Origin of the sequence: Aeromonas sp., from assembly GCF_051657805.1 — a bacterium.
Lineage (GTDB): Bacteria > Pseudomonadota > Gammaproteobacteria > Enterobacterales > Aeromonadaceae > Aeromonas.
In genome coordinates, this window is record NZ_JBOFLJ010000016.1 from 1 (window position 1) to 19,669 (window position 19,669).

Annotated in this window: 13 protein-coding genes and 4 tRNA genes; 12 read left to right on the forward strand and 5 right to left on the reverse strand. The window is 61.9% G+C overall.

What is annotated here, in order from left to right:
- Window positions 1-116: 116 nt before the first annotated feature.
- From spoT to ACRCYW_RS05220, 4 genes are all read left to right on the forward strand, one after another.
- Window positions 117-2,234, forward strand: a complete 2,118-nt coding sequence (gene spoT, locus ACRCYW_RS05205) for a bifunctional GTP diphosphokinase/guanosine-3',5'-bis pyrophosphate 3'-pyrophosphohydrolase (protein ID WP_438549099.1) — start codon at window positions 117-119, stop codon at window positions 2,232-2,234.
- A gap of 142 nt (window positions 2,235-2,376) precedes the next feature.
- Window positions 2,377-3,123 carry a tRNA (guanosine(18)-2'-O)-methyltransferase TrmH gene (gene trmH / locus ACRCYW_RS05210; protein ID WP_438549100.1) on the forward strand — a complete coding sequence of 249 codons (747 nt, stop codon included), beginning with the start codon at window positions 2,377-2,379 and terminating at the stop codon, window positions 3,121-3,123.
- On the forward strand, window positions 3,113-4,153 hold the full coding sequence (locus tag ACRCYW_RS05215) for an alpha/beta fold hydrolase (protein WP_438549101.1): 1,041 nt from the start codon (window positions 3,113-3,115) through the stop codon (window positions 4,151-4,153). Before trmH ends, ACRCYW_RS05215 begins: the two co-directional genes overlap by 11 nt.
- Window positions 4,154-4,252: 99 nt before the next feature.
- Window positions 4,253-5,056: a Cof-type HAD-IIB family hydrolase gene (locus ACRCYW_RS05220; RefSeq protein ID WP_438549102.1), complete on the forward strand. Its 804-nt coding sequence runs from the start codon at window positions 4,253-4,255 to the stop codon at window positions 5,054-5,056.
- Between the two features lie 87 nt (window positions 5,057-5,143).
- On the opposite strand, the gene ACRCYW_RS05225 is transcribed toward ACRCYW_RS05220, so the two are convergent.
- The 5 genes from ACRCYW_RS05225 to ACRCYW_RS05245 all read right to left on the reverse strand — a co-directional run bounded on the left by ACRCYW_RS05225 (window position 5,144) and on the right by ACRCYW_RS05245 (window position 6,274).
- Window positions 5,144-5,659 carry a ricin-type beta-trefoil lectin domain protein gene (locus ACRCYW_RS05225; RefSeq protein ID WP_438549103.1) on the reverse strand — a complete coding sequence of 172 codons (516 nt, stop codon included), beginning with the start codon at window positions 5,657-5,659 and terminating at the stop codon, window positions 5,144-5,146.
- 170 nt (window positions 5,660-5,829) lie between these two features.
- A tRNA-Pro gene (locus tag ACRCYW_RS05230) sits at window positions 5,830-5,906 on the reverse strand.
- Between the two features lie 59 nt (window positions 5,907-5,965).
- Window positions 5,966-6,051 (reverse strand) — tRNA-Leu (locus ACRCYW_RS05235).
- A gap of 20 nt (window positions 6,052-6,071) precedes the next feature.
- Window positions 6,072-6,147: transfer RNA gene (locus ACRCYW_RS05240), tRNA-His, on the reverse strand.
- Between the two features lie 50 nt (window positions 6,148-6,197).
- Window positions 6,198-6,274, reverse strand: a tRNA-Arg gene (locus ACRCYW_RS05245).
- 259 nt (window positions 6,275-6,533) lie between these two features.
- On the opposite strand from ACRCYW_RS05245, the gene ACRCYW_RS05250 reads away from it, so the two are divergent.
- The 8 genes from ACRCYW_RS05250 (at window position 6,534) to ACRCYW_RS05285 (ending at window position 19,646) form a co-directional block, all read left to right on the forward strand.
- On the forward strand, window positions 6,534-7,124 hold the full coding sequence (locus tag ACRCYW_RS05250; RefSeq protein ID WP_438549104.1) for a TetR/AcrR family transcriptional regulator: 591 nt from the start codon (window positions 6,534-6,536) through the stop codon (window positions 7,122-7,124).
- Complete coding sequence (locus ACRCYW_RS05255) at window positions 7,121-8,227, forward strand: efflux RND transporter periplasmic adaptor subunit (protein WP_438549105.1); 1,107 nt, start codon at window positions 7,121-7,123, stop codon at window positions 8,225-8,227. The genes ACRCYW_RS05250 and ACRCYW_RS05255 overlap by 4 nt, the downstream gene beginning before the upstream one ends.
- 15 nt (window positions 8,228-8,242) lie before the next feature.
- Complete coding sequence (locus tag ACRCYW_RS05260; protein ID WP_438549106.1) at window positions 8,243-11,323, forward strand: multidrug efflux RND transporter permease subunit; 3,081 nt, start codon at window positions 8,243-8,245, stop codon at window positions 11,321-11,323.
- 121 nt (window positions 11,324-11,444) lie between these two features.
- The gene (locus ACRCYW_RS05265) at window positions 11,445-13,403 is read left to right on the forward strand and encodes an ATP-binding protein (RefSeq protein WP_438549107.1); all 1,959 of its coding nucleotides are present in this window, start codon (window positions 11,445-11,447) and stop codon (window positions 13,401-13,403) included.
- A 76-nt stretch (window positions 13,404-13,479) separates the two neighbouring features.
- A complete protein-coding gene (gorA, locus tag ACRCYW_RS05270; RefSeq protein WP_438549108.1) occupies window positions 13,480-14,829 on the forward strand; it encodes a glutathione-disulfide reductase in 1,350 nt (449 codons plus the stop codon).
- 379 nt (window positions 14,830-15,208) lie between these two features.
- The gene (kdpA, locus tag ACRCYW_RS05275) at window positions 15,209-16,891 is read left to right on the forward strand and encodes a potassium-transporting ATPase subunit KdpA (RefSeq protein WP_438549109.1); all 1,683 of its coding nucleotides are present in this window, start codon (window positions 15,209-15,211) and stop codon (window positions 16,889-16,891) included.
- On the forward strand, window positions 16,891-18,948 hold the full coding sequence (kdpB, locus tag ACRCYW_RS05280) for a potassium-transporting ATPase subunit KdpB (protein WP_438549110.1): 2,058 nt from the start codon (window positions 16,891-16,893) through the stop codon (window positions 18,946-18,948). Before kdpA ends, kdpB begins: the two co-directional genes overlap by 1 nt.
- A gap of 176 nt (window positions 18,949-19,124) precedes the next feature.
- Window positions 19,125-19,646, forward strand: a complete 522-nt coding sequence (locus ACRCYW_RS05285) for a potassium-transporting ATPase subunit C (RefSeq protein ID WP_438549111.1) — start codon at window positions 19,125-19,127, stop codon at window positions 19,644-19,646.
- Window positions 19,647-19,669 lie beyond the last annotated feature (23 nt).

Below are 19,669 nucleotides of genomic sequence, written 5' to 3' on the forward strand. Positions count from 1 at the left end.
GGCACCCGCCCGGGTGCCGACCGCTCTCCCCCATTTACAACCGCTCGAAAACCTCGCAAACTCAGGGGCATACCCTCAATTTCACGGATTGCCGTATCACCGCTGCGGGGACTGTCTTGTATTTATTTGAAAACCTTAAAGAAATAGCCAGTTCCTACCTGCCATCCGAGCAGGTCGAGAAGCTCAGGCAAGCCTATGTGGTGGCCCGTGACGCTCACCAGGGACAGATGCGTTCCAGCGGCGAGCCCTATATCACCCACCCGGTTGCCGTCGCCCGTATTCTGGGTGACATGCGTCTGGACCATGAGACCCTGATGGCCGCCGTGCTGCACGACGTCATCGAAGACACTCCCGTCACCAAGGACGACCTGGCCGAGCAGTTCGGCAATGCCGTGGCCGAGCTGGTGTCCGGCGTCTCCAAGCTCGACAAGCTGAAATTCCGCGATCGCAAAGAGGCCCAGGCCGAGAACTTCCGCAAGATGATGATGGCCATGACCCAGGACATCCGGGTCATCCTGATCAAGCTCGCCGACCGCACCCACAACATGCGCACCCTGGGCTCACTGCGCCCGGACAAGCGTCGCCGCATCGCCCGCGAGACCCTGGAGATCTTCGCCCCCATCGCGAACCGCCTCGGCATCCACACCATGAAGAACGAGCTGGAAGAGCTCGGCTTCGAGGCGCTCTATCCCATGCGCTCCCGGGTGCTGCGGGAATCGGTGCGCCGCGCCCGCGGCAATCGCCGGGAGATCATCGATTCCATCCACAGCGAGATAGAGGGACGGCTGCGGGAGGCCGGCATCGACTGTCAGGTGAGCGGTCGCGAGAAGAACCTGTTCTCCATCTACAACAAGATGGAGAAGAAAGAACTGCAATTCCATGAAGTGATGGACATCTATGCTTTCAGAGTGCGAGTGAAAGACATAGATACCTGTTACCGGGTGCTTGGGCAGATGCACAGCCTCTACAAGCCGCGCCCCGGCCGCTTCAAAGACTATATCGCCATCCCCAAGACCAACGGTTACCAGTCCCTGCACACCTCATTGGTCGGTCCCCACGGGGTGCCGGTGGAGGTGCAGATCCGTACCGAATTCATGGATCAGATGGCCGACAAGGGGGTTGCCGCCCACTGGGCCTACAAGCAGGATGGCGACAGCTCGGGCACCACGGCCCAGATCCGCGCCCAGCGCTGGATGCAGAGCCTGCTGGAGCTGCAGCAGAGCGCCGGCAGCTCGTTCGAATTCATCGAAGGGGTCAAGACCGACCTCTTCCCGGACGAGATCTACGTCTTCACCCCGGAGGGCCGCATCATGGAGCTGCCCGCCGGCGCCACCCCGGTGGACTTCGCCTACACGGTGCACACCGACATCGGCCACGCCTGCGTGGGCTCAAGGGTCGACCGCCACCCCTATCCGCTCAGCAGCCCGCTGCACTCGGGCCAGACGGTGGAGATCATCACGGCCCCCGGCGCCCGTCCTAACGCGGCCTGGCTCAACTTCGTGGTGACCACCAAGGCCCGCTCCAAGATCCGCCAGTTCCTCAAGAACCTGCGCACCGAGGAGTCCGTGGTGCTGGGCCGTCGCCTGCTGAACCACGCCCTGGGTGCCAAGAACATCGAAGACATCCCGGAGCCGCGTATCAAGCAGGTGCTGGCTGACACCAAGCACGAGAACCTGCAGGGCTTGCTGGCCGATGTGGGCCTCGGCAACGCCATGAGCGTCATGGTGGCGCGCCGCATGCTGGGGGATGAGCTGCCGCCGGAAGAGCAGCCGAAATCCAGCAGCAAGAAGATGCCGATCAAGGGTGCCGACGGCATGCTGGTCACCTTCGCGAACTGCTGCCGCCCCATCCCGGGGGACGCCATCATCGCCCACATCAGCCCGGGCAAGGGGCTGGTCATTCACCAGGAGTCCTGCCGCAACATCAAGGGCTACAGCCGCGAACCGGACAAATACCTGCCGGTGCAGTGGGAAGTGGACAAGGAGCAGGAACAGGAGTTCCGTACCGGTATCAGCATCGAGATCATCAACCATCAGGGTGCACTGGCGGAGCTGGCCAACGTGATCGCGGCCACAGGTGCCAACATCCACGCCATCAGCACCGAAGAGAAGGATGGCCGCGTCTATCTGGTCACCCTGCTCATCACCACCCAGAGCCGGATCCACCTCGCCAACATCATGCGCAAGATCCGGGTGATGCCCAACGTGCTCAGGGTGAGCCGACAGAAGAACTGAACACAGGCGGCGCGAGCCGCCTGCTGCTTTTAGAGAGACGACCCATGATTCCCATCGGTAGCATGCTGGCCCGGCGTCAGCTCGATTTGACCGTCTGTATGCATGGGAAGACGTTCACCAGCCTCACTCGATAGAAACTGACATGACACCTGAACGCTTTAAACGCATCTCCGACATGCTGGCCATGCGTCAGCTCGACCTGACCGTCTGCATGGAAGAGGTCCACAAGCCCCACAACCTGGCCGCCATAGTGCGCACCGCCGACGCCATCGGCATCCACCGCGTGCATGCGGTCTGGCCCAAGACCTGGATCCACAAGCGCAAGGGCACGGCCCGCGGCAGCCAGAACTGGGTGGATGTGAAGCTGCACCCGGACATAGGCTCCGCCGTCGGCGAGCTGAAGGCCGCCGGCATGCAGATCCTGGCGACCCATTTGTCGGAGAGCTCGGTGGACTTTCGCGCCATCGACTACACCAGGCCCACCGCCATATTGGTGGGCCAGGAGAAGCACGGCATCGGCGAAGAGGCGCTGGCCCTGGCCGATCACCATATCGTCATCCCCATGGTGGGCATGGTGCAGTCCCTCAACGTCTCGGTGGCCGCCGCCGCCATCCTGTACGAGGCCCAGCGCCAGCGGGAGCTGGCCGGTTGCTACCGGCGCGGCTGCCCTTTAAGCCTCGAGGAGCAAAACAGCATCTTGTTCGAGGGGGGCTATCCCATCTATGCCCAGCTCTGCAAGGAGAAGGAGATGTCCTATCCCCAGCTCGGGCCGGCCGGCGAGATCCTGGCGGACGAGGCCTGGTGGCAGCAGATGCAGCTGACCCGCAAGGGCTGGGCTGCCCAACAGGAAGACCAAATGGACATGGAGTATCCATCCGATGAAATTTAACTGCCTGCCCCTGCTGGCCCTGACCCTGTTTTCTGCCGGAGCCCTCGCCGTGAACAACCCCTATCAGCTGACCACAGAGGCCGAGGTGCCCGCCCTCCACCAGCAGACTCTGCCCGATTTCTGGCGTGAGCACGCTGTCCCGGGGGAGTTCAAGGGCAAGGACGGGGTCAGCATCCGCTACGCCGTCCTGCGCCAGGCCAGGGTGGACAGAGCCATCCTCATCGTCAACGGCCGGGTCGAGAGCTACCTCAAGTATCAGGAGCTGGCCTGGGACCTGTGGCGCCAGGGCTACAGCCTCTACCTCATCGATCACCGTGGTCAGGGCCTCTCCGGCCGCCTGCTGGCGGATCCCGAGAAGGGCTATGTGGCAGACTTCGACGACTATGTGGTGGATCTGAAGCAGTTCCACGACGAGGTCATAGCTCAGGACAAGCCCGCCAAGCTGTTCCTGCTGGCTCACTCCATGGGGGGTGCCATCTCGGCCCGCTACCTGGAACGCTGGCCGGATGACATCAAGGCAGCCGTACTCTCCTCCCCCATGATGGGCATCAACCTCGGCGGCCTGCCCAAGTGGCTCGCCAAGGGGCTGGCGGCCACCATGGACACGGTCGGCGGCTGGTGGGGTGAGCCGCCCTACGGGCCGGGTCAGGGGGGCTATGTCTCCCATGAGTTTGCGGGCAACGATCTCAGCCACAGCGAGCCGCGCTACCAGGCCTTCCGGGAACTCTACGAGCAGCAGCCGCAAATCAAGCTCGGCGGCGTCACCGCCCACTGGATCCGGGAAGGCATTCGGGCCGGGGATGAGGTCGTCGCCCAGGCGGATCGCATCAAGACCCCCCTGCTGCTGATCCAGGCGGGGGACGACAGCATCGTCGACAATGCCGCCCAGGATGCATTCTGCGCCAGGGCCCGCTGTGAGGGGGGCAAGCCACTGCGCATCGAGGGGGCCTGGCACGAGCTGTTTATGGAGGCGGATGCCCAGCGCATGCCGGTACTGACCGCCACCCTGGACTTCTTCGCCCGCTTCTAGCCCTGCCGGCACTGGCTATTTTTTGTATCCCTAAATAAATGGGGTGACGCAGGACGCTGGGGTACACTGCCCCGGCGTTCCATTCATGCCGAGGTAAAGATGTTCAAGGTAGTCGTATCCGATCTCGATGGTACCCTGCTCAACAAGCAGCACCAGATCTCCCCCCGCACCCGTGACACCCTGCACCGCCTGGTGGATCAGGGGATCAAGTTCGTGGTCGCTACCGGTCGTCACCACGTGGACGTGCGCAGCATCCGCGATGCCCTGGGGCTGGATATCTACCTCATCACCTCCAACGGCGCCGTGGTACACGACAAGCAGGATCAGCTGATCTACAACCAGGCCCTGCCGGATACGGTGGCGGCCGAGCTGATCGCGCTGGAGCGCGATCCCTCCATCCATCTCAACGTCTACTACGGCGACGAGTGGCTGGTGGAAGAGGAGCTACCCTGGTTGCTGCAGTTCCATCACGACTCCGGCTTCACCTATCGTCTGGCCGATCTGGCCACCCACCCGATGGACAAGGTCAACAAGGTGTTCTACATCGGCGAGCACGAGAAGCTGCTGCAGATCGAGGCACACCTCAACCAGCATTATGGTGATCGGCTCAACGTCACCTTCTCCCTGCCGGACTGCCTCGAGGTGATGCACGCCGGGGTACACAAGGGCAACGCCGTACGCGCCGTGCTGGAACAGCACGGGCTGGAGATGTCCCAGGCGGTTGCCTTTGGCGATGGCATGAACGACTTCGAGATGCTGAGCATGGTGGGCCGTGGCGTGGTGATGGGCAACGCCCACGATCGCCTCAAGCTGGCCCTGCCGCAGCACGATCAGACCCTGAGTTCCGACGACGACGGCGTCGCCGTCTATCTGGAGCGACTGTTCGCCTCCAGCGTCGCCTGAGGAAGGCGCCTCGCCAGAAACGTAAAAGGGTGGCTCATGGCCACCCTTTTTGTATTCGCGCTGAGGATTACTCTCCTGAGGTCCGGCTCACCAGGGCAGCCTGGGCAACCCCAGACTGTCCAGCATGCCGCCGTCCTGCTTCCACTCAAAGCTCTGGTTGGCACCACCGTAGCACTCCGCCAGACGCAATGGGGTGCCGGGGTGATGACGACGACCGGCCACATCCAGGCAGAGGGAGAGCTGCCGGTTGAACAGGCGATCCGCCTGCCACTGCCATTGATGGCTATCGTCCCGGCAATCCGCCAGGGTGAGCCCGTCTCCCCCCTTGGCAACCAGACAACGCTGAGCCAGCTGCAGCGCCCCGGCATCCCAGTCGAACGCCTGATGGGCCTCTTGATCACACTCCTGTGTCAGCAGGGTATTCTGCTCAGTCAGAGTGACGCAGAAGCCACCGCTGGTGATCAGGGCCGCCGTCGTCGTACGCGCAGCCTTGGGAGCCGCCCCCAACAAGAGTGCATCCGGTTTGGGCTGCAGGGCAGCACAGCCCCCCAGCATCAGGGTGAGCAGGGCCAACAGGCCGGGCTGTAGAGAATTGTGCCGCATAAGATAGGTGCCTGAAGCTGTTCCATGGTGCTCACTGTCTCGTGAGACTGGCACCCAGCATAACGAACTCCCGCCATTCCGGCGCCAAGAGAAGTGTAAAAAGACGTGACAGAAACGGCCGTGCGGATCGCAGAAAAGCAAAAACCCCGCCTGAGCGAGGTTTTAGAATGTGGTCGGTGATAAAGGATTCGAACCTTTGACCCTCTGGTCCCAAACCAGATGCGCTACCGGGCTGCGCTAATCACCGAGGGGGTATTTCCAAAATACAAAGATGACCTTATGGTCATCCTCGTCATACAGCAAGTATGGTGCGAAGAGAGGGACTCGAACCCTCACACCCGGGGGGCACTAACACCTGAAGCTAGCGCGTCTACCAATTCCGCCACCTTCGCATACCTGACAAGCTGTAAAATGGGGTGGCTGATGGGGCTCGAACCCACGACAACCGGAATCACAATCCGGGACTCTACCAACTGAGCTACAGCCACCACAGCTGTTTTGTTCCACAACAACGCCCGTTTAACTGGCGCACTTTTGATGGTGCGCCCGACAGGATTCGAACCTGTGACCTCTGCCTCCGGAGGGCAGCGCTCTATCCAGCTGAGCTACGGGCGCTACGCTGTCGAACGGGGCGCATTATTGATGATGGAGTCTGCCTTGTCCACTGTTTTTTCATCTCGACGAATCAACCGTCTGTTTTTCCATCGCTTTGTGCGGTTTTATAGCTTTTCTGCCCATGCCAGTTGGAAATCGTCCTCAGTCGACCCACTTTCGGCGGCGGATCCCACGGGAAACCCCTTCCCTCCCCTTGACTTGCCCACTTCTCAACCTAGAATGAATGAACGTTCATTCAGCCGTTGCAGTCGGAAGATACATGGATAAGAAAGAGCGCATTTTCGAGGCAGCGCGCGAGGTCCTCGGCGAGCAAGGCTTCTTCGGCCTCTCCATCGCCGTGGTCGCCAAGAAAGCCAATGTCGCCGCGGGGACCATCTACCGCTACTTCAGCGACAAGGATGACCTGATCCGCCAGTTGTACAAGCACACTATCCTCAAGTGTCATCCTCTGGTCATGGAGGGCGTGCAGATAGAGGAGGTGTCATTTCGGCAGTATCGGCGCCTGTGGCTCAACATAGAGTCCATCTTCATCAACAGCCCCAACGCACTGAAATGTAAATTGCAGTACGAAAGTTCCCCACTGGGGGCTGAATTGGAGCAGGATCCGGTCATAATGGCGGCGTGGGCGCCGCTTGAAAACTTTTTTGAACAGGGTCGCCAACAGGGATTGTTTATCGATTTACCCGTCCTGGTGTTGCAGACACTGAGCCTGGATTGCGTGGCCAACCTGGCGCAGTTGCGTCGGGCCCACCCTTTTGAATTGACGCAGGAACAGCTGGAAACCGCGATAAGAGCCAGCTGGAATGCCATTTTAAACCCTAATTTTTCCACCACAGGAGCCTGTTCATGAAAAAGTGGATGGCCATCATGTTGCTGATTGCACTCGTTCTGTTTGGCAGTGTCATCGGTTTCAATTTGTTCAAACAGAAGAAGATTGCGGAGTTTATGGCCAACCGCCCCGAGCCCGAGTTCCCGGTGACCGCCATGGTGACCAAGGCACAGGACTGGGTACCCACCATAGAGGCGATCGGTTTCATCGAGCCGAACCAGGGGGTGACCCTCTCCAGCGAGCTGGCAGGCACCATAGACAACATCAGCTTCGAGTCGGGTGCCCAGGTCAAGCCGGATCAACTGCTGCTGAGCCTGGACTCCAGCGTGGAAAAGGCCAATCTGAAGTCTTCCCAGGCCAGGCTGCCGGCGGCGCGCGCCAAGTTCGAGCGCTACCAGAACCTGTACCAGAAGAACTCCATCTCCCGGGATCAGCTGGATGACGCCGAGGCCAGCTACCGCTCCCTCGAGGCCGACATCGAGAGCCTGAAGGGCACCATAGCCCGCCGTGAAGTACGCGCCCCCTTCGGCGGTGCCGTGGGTCTGCGCAACGTCTTCCTCGGCCAGTATCTGGAGCCGGGCACCGAGATAGTGCGACTGGAAGACACCAGCGTGATGCGCCTGCGCTTCACCGTGCCCCAGACCGACATCTCCAAGATCTCCCTCGGTCAGACCATCAAGATTGGGGTAGACGCCTACCCTAACGATCAGTTTGAGGGCCAGATCACCGCCATCGAACCCGCGGTCAACTACCAGAGCGGTCTGATCCAGGTGCAGGCAGCCATCCCGAACAACGACGGCCAGCTTCGCTCCGGCATGTTTGCGCGCGCCAGCATCATTTTGCCGACGGTCAAGGATCAGATCGTGATCCCGCAGTCCGCCATCTCCTTCACCCTGTATGGGGAGAACGTCTACATCATTCATGACGTGGAGGGAGCCAAGCGGGCCAAGCAGGTCGTGGTCAAGGCCGGTGAGCGCCGCGGCAACGATGTCCATGTGCTGTCCGGCATCAAGGCTGGCGATGAAATCGTGTTGTCGGGTCAGGTTCGCCTGAGTAACGATACCAAGGTGCGCGTGGTCAAGAACGATGCCCTGGCCGTTCCGGCACAAACCCCGATGCTGTAAGCGCGGAGATCTACGATGCGATTTACCGACATATTCATAAAACGGCCGGTGCTGGCAATCTCGATCAGCTTCCTGATCGCCTTGCTGGGCTTCCAGGCCATTTTCAAGATGCAGGTGCGGGAGTACCCCGAGGTCACCAACACGGTGATCACGGTCAGTACCAGCTACTACGGGGCCAGCTCGGATCTGATCCAGGGCTTCATCACTCAGCCCCTTGAGCAGGCGGTCGCGCAAGCCGACAACATCGACTTCATGACCTCCTCCAGTCAGCTGGGCAGCTCCACCATCACCGCCTATATGAAGCTCAACACCGACCCCAACGCCGCGCTGTCCGACATCCTGGCCAAGGTGAACTCGGTGCGCTCCCAGTTGCCCAAAGAGGCGGAAGACCCCTCGGTCACCTCCTCCACCGGCTCCACCACGGCGGTGCTCTACATGGGCTTCACCAGCCCCGAGCTGAGCTCCAGCCAGATCACCGACTACCTGGAACGGGTCATCAAGCCCCAGCTGTTTACCGTGGGCGGGGTCTCCAAGATCGACATCTACGGCGGGGTCGAATTTGCCCTGCGGGTATGGCTGGATCCGGCCAAGATGGCGGCCTTCGATCTGACCGCCAGCGACGTGATGACGGTGCTCAACAGCAACAACTATCAGTCCGCCACGGGTCAGGCGACCGGTTACTTCACCCTGTTCAACGGCAATGCCAAGACCCAGGTCGAGAGCACGGATGAGCTCAAGCGCCTGGTGGTGGCCACCCGTGACGGCAAGGTGATCCGCCTCTCCGATATCGCCAAGGTGACCCTGGAGAAGAGCCACGACATCTATCGCGCCAGTGCCAACGGCAAAGAGGCCGTGGTCGTCGCTATCAACGCGGCGCCGACAGCGAACCCCATCACCATAGCCCACGATGTGCTGGAGCTGCTGCCGGACCTCAAGCGCAACATGCCGAGCACCATGCAGACCAACGTGCTGTATGACTCCACCATCGCCATCAACGAGTCCATCCACGAGGTTATCAAGACCATACTGGAGGCGGCCGCCATCGTACTGGTGGTGATCACCCTGTTCCTGGGGTCCTTCCGGGCCGTCATCATCCCCATCATCACCATACCCCTGAGCCTGATCGGCGTGGTCATGATGATGGATGTGTTCGGCTTCTCCATCAATCTCATGACCTTGCTGGCCATGGTGCTGGCGATCGGCCTGGTGGTGGATGACGCCATCGTGGTGCTGGAGAACGTCGACCGACACATCAAGGAGGGAGAAGAACCCTTCAGGGCCGCCATCATAGGCACCCGGGAGATCGCCATTCCGGTTATCGCCATGACGGTCACCCTGGCCGCCGTGTATGCGCCCATCGCCCTGATGGGGGGCATCACGGGCTCCCTGTTCAAGGAGTTCGCGCTGACCCTGGCGGGGGCTGTGTTCGTCTCGGGCATCATAGCCCTGACCCTGTCCCCCATGATGTGCTCCAAGATGCTCAAGGCCAACGCCAAGCCGAACAAGTTCGAGAGCACGGTGCACCACCTGCTGGACAGGATGACGGAACGCTACGACCGCATGCTGCATGCCGTGATGCAAAAACGCATCGTGGTGGTGCTGTTCGCCGTCATCGTGTTCGCCAGCCTGCCGCTGCTGTTCAAGTTCATCCCGAGTGAACTGGCTCCGTCGGAAGACAAAGGGGTCATGGCGGTCCTGGCGACGGCGCCCTCCAATGCCAACCTGGATTACATCGAAAACACCATGATCGATGTGAACAAGATCCTGGATGAGCAACCGGAAATCGCCTATGCCCAGGTCTTCTCCGGGGTGTTCAACTCCAACCAGGCGTTCGGTATCGCGTCCATGGTGCCCTGGAGCGAGCGTGAGGCGAGCCAGAAAGAGGTGCTGGACAGGGTCGCCGGTCTGGTGACCGACATCCCCGGCATGGCCATCACCACCTTCCAGTTCCCCGAACTGCCGGGTGCGTCCAGCGGTCTGCCCATCCAGTTCGTCATCACCACCCCGAACAGCTTCGAGAGCCTGTTCCTGATCGCGGGTGAGATGCTGGCGGCCACCCAGGCCAACGGTCAGTTCGTCTATTCGGATCTCGATCTGAACTACGACTCGGCCACCATGAAGATCAACATCGACAAGGACAAGGCCGGTGCCTACGGCATCACCATGCAGGACATAGGCACCACCATGGGTACCATGATGGCGGATGGCTACGTCAACCGTATCGATCTGGATGGCCGTTCCTACGAGGTGATCCCCCAGGTGGAGCGTAAATTCCGTATGAACCCCGAATCCATGAAGGGTTACTACGTGCGCGCCGCCGACGGCAAGTCCATCCCCCTCGGCAGCCTGATCAGCATCGAGATCATGGGTGAGCCCCGCGCCCTGCCCCACTTCAACCAGCTGAACTCCGCCACCATAGGCGCCGTACCGGCACCGGGCGTGGCCATGGGTGATGCCATCAACTGGTTCAAGGCCACCGCCGAAGAGAAGCTGCCGCAAGGCTACCGCTACGACTTCATGGGTGAGGCTCGCCAGTTCGTGACCGAAGGCAATGCCCTCTATGCCACCTTCGCGCTGGCACTGGCCATCATCTTCCTGGTGCTGGCCATCCAGTTCGAATCCATTCGTGACCCCCTGGTCATCATGGTCTCGGTGCCACTGGCCATCAGCGGCGCCTTGATCGCGCTGGCCTGGGGATTGGCGACCATGAACATCTACTCCCAGGTGGGCCTCATCACCTTGGTCGGTCTGATTACCAAGCACGGTATTCTGATCTGTGAGGTGGCCAAGGAAGAGCAGTTGTTGCACGGTCTGAACCGGATGCAGGCGGTGATGCAGGCGGCCAAGGTGCGACTGCGCCCCATACTGATGACCACGGCGGCCATGATAGCGGGCCTCATCCCGCTGCTCTACGCCTCCGGCGCCGGCGCGGCCCAGCGCTTCAGCATCGGCATCGTCATCGTCGCGGGGCTGGCCATAGGTACCCTGTTCACCCTGTTCGTGCTGCCGGTGATCTACACCTTCCTGGCCTCAGAGCACAAACCGCTGCCGGAATTTGATGAGTCCATCCCGGCCAAGGCGAAGGGAAACCACTGATCCCGCATTAATACCAAAAAGGCCCCTTTCGGGGCCTTTCTTATATCCATTCCATGACACACGACATCGCTACATGAAGCAGTTACACTAAACCGCACTCAATCCAGACCGCAAGGACGCCATGTCAGGACTCTTCTCCAAGGCCGTCGGCCTTAACGGACTCTCTTACCGTCTGCTCTCCTACATTCTGATCTGCAGCACTGTGCTGGCGCTCATCATTACCGTGTTGCAGCTCGCCTGGGACTACAACAAGGATGTGACCGTCATCGAAGCGAGCATCGATCAGATCGAGGCCTCTTTCCTGCAACCCATCTCCGCCAGCCTGTGGAACCTGGACGAGGAACAGGTCAAGGTGCAGATAGAGGGCATCATGAACCTGCCCAACATGCAGTTCGTGATGGTCAAGGAGATGCTGGGCAACTCCGAAGTGCCGCTGCTCACCCAGGGGGTGGAGCGAGAGCAGTACGACATCTCCCGGGAGTTCAACCTCACCTATCAGGGGGAAGTGGTGGGCAAACTCTTCGTGGCCGCCTCCCTAGATCAGATTTATCAGCGCCTCATCGAGAAGTCCGTGCTCATCCTGGTCAGCCAGACCATCAAGACGCTGCTCGTCTCCTTCTGCATCCTGGTCATCATCTACTATCTGGTGATCCGTCATATCAACCGCATCGTCAGCTACGCCCAGCGCCTGAGCCTGGACCGGCTGACCCTGGAGCTGACCCTGGAGGGCAGGACCCAGCCTCGCAAGCATCCGGATGAGTTCGATCTGCTGGCGGCCACCCTCAACCAGATGCGCACCCGCTTGAATGACGAGTTCACGGCCCGCCATCAGGCCGCCGATCAGCTGCAGCAGGAGCGGGACTTCTCCGCCACCCTGATCAACTCGGCCAACATGGTCATCTGCTGCATGGAGCCGGATCTCAACATCGCCAGCATCAACCCGGCCGCCATCATGCTCACCGGCTATCACCATCAGGAGCTGCTGCAGCACAACTGGCTGGATCTGTTCGTCACCCCAGAGCAAAAAACCGAGCTGGCCGAGCTGCTGGCCGAGCAGGGCTCCCTCTCGGATCGCGAGATAGTCATGCATGACCAGCAGGGGGAGGAGCTGACCCTGCAATGGACCTTCGCCCCCTTCTACGAGGGACCCAACCTCAAGTATCTGATTGGATTCGGCTACGACATCACCCGCCTCAAGAAGGTGGAGCGGGAGATCACCCTGTTCAACGAACAGCTGGAAGGCAAGGTGGCCGACCGCACCCGCAGCCTGAGCGATGCCAATGACCAGCTCGGCAAGGCCTACGACGACCTGAAACAGGCCCAGCAGACCCTGGTGGAGTCGGAGAAGATGGCCTCCCTCGGCTCGCTGGTGGCCGGGGTCGCCCACGAGATCAACACCCCCATCGGCATCAGCGTCACCGCCTCCTCCTACCTGCAGGAGCGGGTGGTCGACTTCAAGCAGCACATCGATGCCAAGCAGCTCTCCCGCTCCTACCTGACCGAGTTCACCCAGAACCTCGACGAATCGATGCAGTTGCTGCAGGGCAACCTGAGACGCGCCTCCGAGCTGATCGCCAGCTTCAAGCAGGTGGCCGTCGACCAATCCTCCGAGGCGCGCTACACCTTCAGCCTGGCGGACAACCTGCACCAGGTGGTGGTCTCGCTCGGTCACAAGCTGAAGAAGGCCCAGTGCGAGGTCGACATCCAGTGCGATCCCAAGCTGAGCCTCCACTCCTTCCCGGGCAGCTTCACCCAGATCTATTCCAACCTTATCCTCAACTCCATCAACCACGGCTTCGATGGCTGGGACAGACCCAAGAAGATCAGCATCAAGGTGGAACGGCGCGGCGACGAGCTCGTCATCGATTACAGCGACAACGGTCGCGGCATCCCCCCCGAGATACTGCCACGCATCTTCGATCCCTTCGTCACCTCCAAGCGGGGCCACGGGGGCAGCGGGCTAGGTACCCACATCATCTACAACCTGGTGGTGCAACTGCTGCGCGGGCGCATCAATTGCGCCAGCGAGCCGGGCCAGGGTGCCCAGTTCCACATCAGCCTGCCCATCGCACAGAAGTGACGGCTGGCTCTTGTGAGCCAGCCCCTTTGTCCCCATCATGCTGTGATAGCTTTTTTAACCAGCGGAGAACCACACCATGGCACAGCATTTTGACTACATCGCCATCGGCGGCGGCAGTGGCGGCATCGCCTCGGCCAACCGGGCGGCCATGCACGGCAAGAGAGTCGCCCTCATTGAGGCCAAGGCCCTGGGCGGCACCTGCGTCAACGTCGGTTGCGTCCCCAAGAAAGCCATGTGGTATGCCGGTCAGATCGCCGATGCCCTGCGCTATGGTGCCGACTATGGCTTCGACACCACCCTCAATCACTTCAGCTGGGCCAAGCTGGTAGAATCCCGTCAGGCCTACATCGGCCGCATCCACCAATCCTATGAGAAGGTGCTCGGCAAGAATCAGATCACCGTCATCCGGGGCTTCGCCCGTTTCGTCGACGCCAACACGGTCGAGGTCGATGGTGAGCGCTATACGGCGGACCACATCCTGATCGCCACCGGCGGTCACCCGGAGGTACCGACCATCCCGGGTGCCGAGTTCGGCATCGACTCCGACGGCTTCTTCGCCCTCGAGACACAACCCAAGCGGGTCGCCGTGGTGGGGGCCGGCTATATCGCGGTCGAGATCGCCGGCGTGATGCAGGCCCTCGGCTCCGAGACTCACCTGGTGGTGCGCAAGCAGGGCCCGTTGCGCAGCTTCGATCCCATGATCCAGGAAACCCTGGTGGAGATCATGGCCACCGAAGGCCCCAAGCTGCACACCCACGCCATTCCCAAGGCGGTGATCAAGAATGCCGACGACAGCCTGACCCTGCAGCTGGAAGATGGCCGCCACCTCATCGTCGATTGCCTGATCTGGGCCATAGGCCGGGCCCCCGCCACCGACAAGCTGAACCTGGCCGCAGCCGGCATCGAACTGGATGAGCGGGGCTATATCCCCACCGACAAGTTCCAGAACACCAATGTCGGCAACATCTATGCGGTGGGTGACAACACGGGCCGCATCCAGCTCACCCCGGTCGCCGTCGCCGCCGGTCGTCGCCTCTCCGAGCGGCTGTTCAACAACAAGCCCAACGAGCACCTCAACTACGATCTGGTGCCGACCGTGGTGTTCAGCCACCCCCCCATCGGCACCATAGGTCTAACCGAGCCGGAGGCCATCGCCCAGTATGGCGAGGATCAGGTGAAGGTCTACCGCAGCCAGTTCACCGCCATGTACTCGGCCCTGACCCAGCATCGTCAGCCCACCCGCATGAAGCTGGTGTGCGCTGGGCCGGAGGAGAAGGTGGTCGGCCTGCACGGCATCGGCTTCGCCATGGACGAGATACTGCAAGGCTTCGGCGTCGCCATGAAGATGGGGGCCACCAAGGCGGACTTCGACAACTGCGTCGCCATTCACCCCACCAGCGCAGAAGAATTTGTGACCATGCGCTAACCAGGGCGCAAACGGGCCAGCCTCCTGACTACTGTGTTGTCCCGTTTCACCCCATCAGCGCGGAAGAGTTCGTCACCATGCGTTAAAGCCGCCCACTTCCCGGCGTCTGCGACGCCGTGAGCGAAGATGCAGCCAACTAGCGTTCAACCCGGCCCTGGCCGGGTTTTCTTCACCCAGGCCCTATCGGCCCCGTTTTTACGCCAACTTTACGCCCCCCATTCCCCGCTTTATGGCGCCTTTACGCCCTCTCTACGTACCCTTGTGGTATCAATTACACCAAGGGAATTTATATGAATTGGCTATATCTGCTGCTGGTCCTCGCCCTGCTGGGCTATCTGCTGCGTGCTCTCACGCGCAGTCATGAGTGAGGGACCCCATCATGTGGCAAGAGATCATCTATCCAACCGCCTTCGTGCTGCTGGTCCTGCTGCCGGCACCCCTGCTCGGCGGTTACATGTACAGGGTGTTCGAGGGGCAGACCCGCTGGTTATCCCCCGTCGAGCGAGCGACCATGGCCTGCTGTGGGTCCGATGGCCGGGAGCAGGACTGGAAGTCATACGCCATCAGCCTGCTCGCCTTCAATGGCGCTGGCTTCGGCCTGCTGTTCCTGATCCTGATGGCACAGGACCTGCTGCCCCTCAACCCGCAGCACCTGCCGGGGCTGAGCTGGGAGCTCGCCTTCAACACCGCGGTCAGCTTCATGACCAACACCAACTGGCAAGCCTATTCCGGTGAGGCCAGCCTCTCCTATTTCAGCCAGATGGTCGGGCTCACCACCCAGAACTTCGTCTCCGCCGGCACCGGTGCCGCCGTGGCCGTCGCCCTGTTCCGTGGCATCACCCGCCAACAGACGACCCATCTGGGCAACTTCTGGCAGGATCTGGTGCGCTTCTGCCTCTATGTGCTGTTGCCCATGGCATTCGTCATGGCGCTGCTGCTGGTGTGGCAGGGGGTTCCCCAGAGCCTGTCGGCCTACCTGCCGTTCCACAGCCTGGAGGGTCAGGAGCAGCTGATGCCGCTCGGCCCGGCCGCCTCCCAGATCGCCATCAAGCAGCTCGGCTCCAACGGCGGCGGCTTCTTCGGTGTCAACTCGGCCCATCCGTTCGAGAACCCCACCGCCTTCACCAACTGGCTGGAGATGGTCACCCTGCTGACCCTGCCTGCCGCCCTGGTCTGCACCCTGGGTCGGTACGTGAAGCACAGTGGCCACGGCCGCGCCATCCTCACCGCCATGACCCTGCTGTTCGTGCTCGGCCTCGGCCTCTCCCTGTACCAGGAGTTGCAACCGGACCCGGCCCTCGCTCACCTCAGCACCCAGGCGGGTAACTGGGAAGGCAAGGAGAGCCGCTTCGGCCCCGTGCTGTCCAGCATCTGGGAAGTGGCGACTACCTCTGCCTCCAACGGCTCGGTCAACGCCATGCACGACAGCTTCACCCCCCTCGGCGGCATGGTCGGCATGATCAACATGCTGCTGGGTGAGGTGGTGTTTGGCGGCGTGGGCGCCGGTATCTACGGCATGATGCTGTTCGTGCTGCTGACCGTGTTCCTGTGCGGCCTGATGGTGGGGCGTACCCCGACCTATCTCGGCAAGCGCCTCGGCATCACAGAGATGAAGTGGGTAGTTGCCAGCATGCTGGTGATGCCGGTCGGGGTGTTGGTGATCGGCGGCATCACGCTGCTGACGCCAACCGCCAGCACCATCATAGGTCACGACGGCCCCCACGGTCTGTCTCGCCTGATCTACGCCTATGCCTCCGCCTCCGGCAACAACGGCTCCGCCTTCGGTGGCTTCGCCGCCGGCGACAGCTGGCAGTGCATCGCCATCGGCCTGGCCATGCTGCTCGGTCGCTTCGGCTACATCATCCCCGTGCTGGCCATCGCCGGCCAACTCTCCCGCGCACAGCGCCAGGAGACGGGCTCAGGGGACTTCCCGATCAGCGGCCCGCTGTTTGTGACCCTGCTGATCATCACCGTATTGCTGATAGGTGGCCTCTCCTTCCTGCCCGTACTGGCGCTGGGACCGGTCGCAGAACACCTCACCCTGATGCAGGGAGCTTTCTAATGAGCAAATCCATTTCAGTGGCCACTGGCACCGACAAGATCAAGGCCAAGTCACGTCGTTCACAGGTTGCCCAGGCCATGATTGAAGCCCTTTATCGCTTCAATCCCAAGGCGCTGTTTAGCAGCCCCATACTGTTCACCCTCTGGCTGGCCGCCGTGATGGCGACCGTCGAGTCCCTGATGGGCCAACCCCTGTCCGGGGTAGCCCCCAGTCTGGCCTGGCAGCTGACCGCCTGGCTCTGGCTCACCCTCTGGTTTGCGAACTTCGCCGAGACCCTGGCCGAAGGCCGCGGCAAGGCCAGGGCAGACAGCCTGAAGGCCGGCCTGAGCCAGCTCAAGGCCCGCAAGGTCACCCACCCAAGGGATGACAAGGGAGAGTGGGTGCCCGCCACCAGCCTGCTCAAGGGAGATCTGGTGCTGGTACGCAGCGGCGAGATGATCCCGGCGGACGGTGAGGTCATCGCCGGCATCGCCTCGGTCAACGAGGCCGCCATCACGGGGGAATCCGCCCCCGTGATCCGCGAGTCAGGCACGGATCGCAGCGGCGTGACCGGCAACACCACAGTCGTCTCCGACGAGATCTGGATCCGGGTCAGCAACAACCCGGGGGAGAGCACGCTGGATCGCATGATCGCCCTGGTGGAAGGGGCCAAGCGCCAGAAGACGCCGAACGAGATGGCACTGGACGCCCTGCTGGTGGGTCTGACCCTGATCTTCCTGCTGGTGGTCGCCACCTTGCCCTGGTTCCTCGACTACAACGGCACCCAGGTCCCGCGCCTCTACCTGATCGCACTCTTCATCACATTGATCCCGACCACCATAGGCGGCCTGCTCTCCGCCATCGGCATCGCCGGCATGGACAGGCTGGTGAAGCTCAACGTGATCGCGAAATCCGGCCGTGCCGTGGAAGCCGCCGGTGACGTGCGCACCCTGCTGCTGGACAAGACCGGCACCATCACCTTCGGCAACCGCATGGCGGACGAGCTGATCCCGGCCCCCGGGGTGGATCCCTCCCTGCTGGCCCAGGCTGCCATGCTGGCCTCCCTGGGTGACAACACCCCGGAAGGCAAGTCCATCCTGACCCTGGCCGGCAAGAGCATGGCCAAACCTAGCCAGCTGGACAGCGACAGGGTGATCCCCTTCAGCGCCGAGACCCGGCTGAGCGGCCTGGATCGCAACGGCCACCAATACCGCAAGGGCGCGGTGGACGCCGTGCTGAACTACCTCTCCCTCGAACGCAAGGCGGTGCCCGAGCTCATCCTCAAATCCGTCGATCACATCGCCCGCCAGGGGGGGACGCCGCTGCTGGTCTGTACTCACGAGCAGCTGCTCGGGGTGGTGTACCTCAAGGACATCATCAAACCCGGCATCAAGGCTCGCTTCCAGACCCTGCGCCACATGGGGATACGCACCGTGATGATCACCGGTGACAACCCGCTGACGGCCGCCGCCATCGCCGCCGAGGCCGGGGTGGATGATTTCATCGCCGAGGCGACTCCGGAGAAGAAGCTGGCCTACATCCGCCAGGAGCAGGCCGACGGCCGCCTGGTGGCCATGTGTGGTGACGGCGCCAACGACGCCCCCGCCCTGGCCCAGGCCGACGTGGGGCTGGCCATGAACGAGGGGACCCAGGCCGCCAAGGAGGCGGGCAACCTGGTGGATCTCGACTCCAACCCCACCAAGCTGCTGGACGTGGTGCTGGTAGGCAAACAGCTGCTGGTGACCCGGGGAGCCCTGACCACCTTCTCCATCGCCAACGATGTGGCCAAGTACTTCGCCATACTGCCGGCCCTGTTCATCGCCGCCTACCCGCAACTCGGGGTGCTGAACCTGATGCAGCTGGGCAGCCCACAGAGCGCCATCCTGTCGGCCATCATCTTCAACGCCCTGATCATAGTGGCGCTGGTGCCCCTGGCCCTGCGCGGGGTCAGCCTGCAGGAGTCGGCCGCCAGCCTGCTGCGCCGCAACCTGCTTATCTATGGGGTCGGTGGCCTTCTGATCCCCTTCGTCGGCATCAAGCTCATCGATTTGGTTGTCACCGGCCTGGGCTTGGTGTGATGGAGAGAAGTACGACTACAAAGTTGATGAGGTGGAGGCCAGTCCCTGCTGGCTCTCCCATCACAGGTATCAAGTTCATCGATCTGGTCGTCACCGGCCTCGGCCAGGTGTAACCGTTACGGGGTGCGGGCCAGGCCCGCATCCCATAAATTCCGTTCAGGAATTAAGGACATATCATGATTGCAATCAGAACCCTGCTGACCCTGACCCTGCTGCTGGGGGTTGCCTACCCCCTGGCCGTGACCGGGTTGGCCCAGGTGCTGTTCCCCTGGCAGGCCAACGGCAGCCAGCTGACCAATGACAAGCAACAGCTGATCGGCAGCGCCCTGTTGGCACAGAAATTCGAACGGGCGGATTACTTCCACTCCCGCCCCTCCGCCAGCGACTTCGCGACCATAGGCAGCGGCGCCAGCAACCAAGGCATGAGCTCCCCCCTGCGGGCCGAGTTTGCCAATGAGGCGGCCAAGGCCCAGCCAGGCAACCCGTCACCGACCCTGCTGACCCGCTCCGGTTCGGGGCTGGATCCCCACCTGCCGCTGGATGCCGTGCTGTCCCAGGTGGACAGGGTGGCCAAGGAACGGGGGCTGGATCCCGCCGTGCTGACGGAACGGGTCAAGTCCGCCACACAAGCTGGTATCCTTGGTCCACAAGTGGTCAACATCCTCGAGCTGAACCTGCAGCTCGACAAGGACGTCTGATGATGACCCGGCATCTCGTGCCG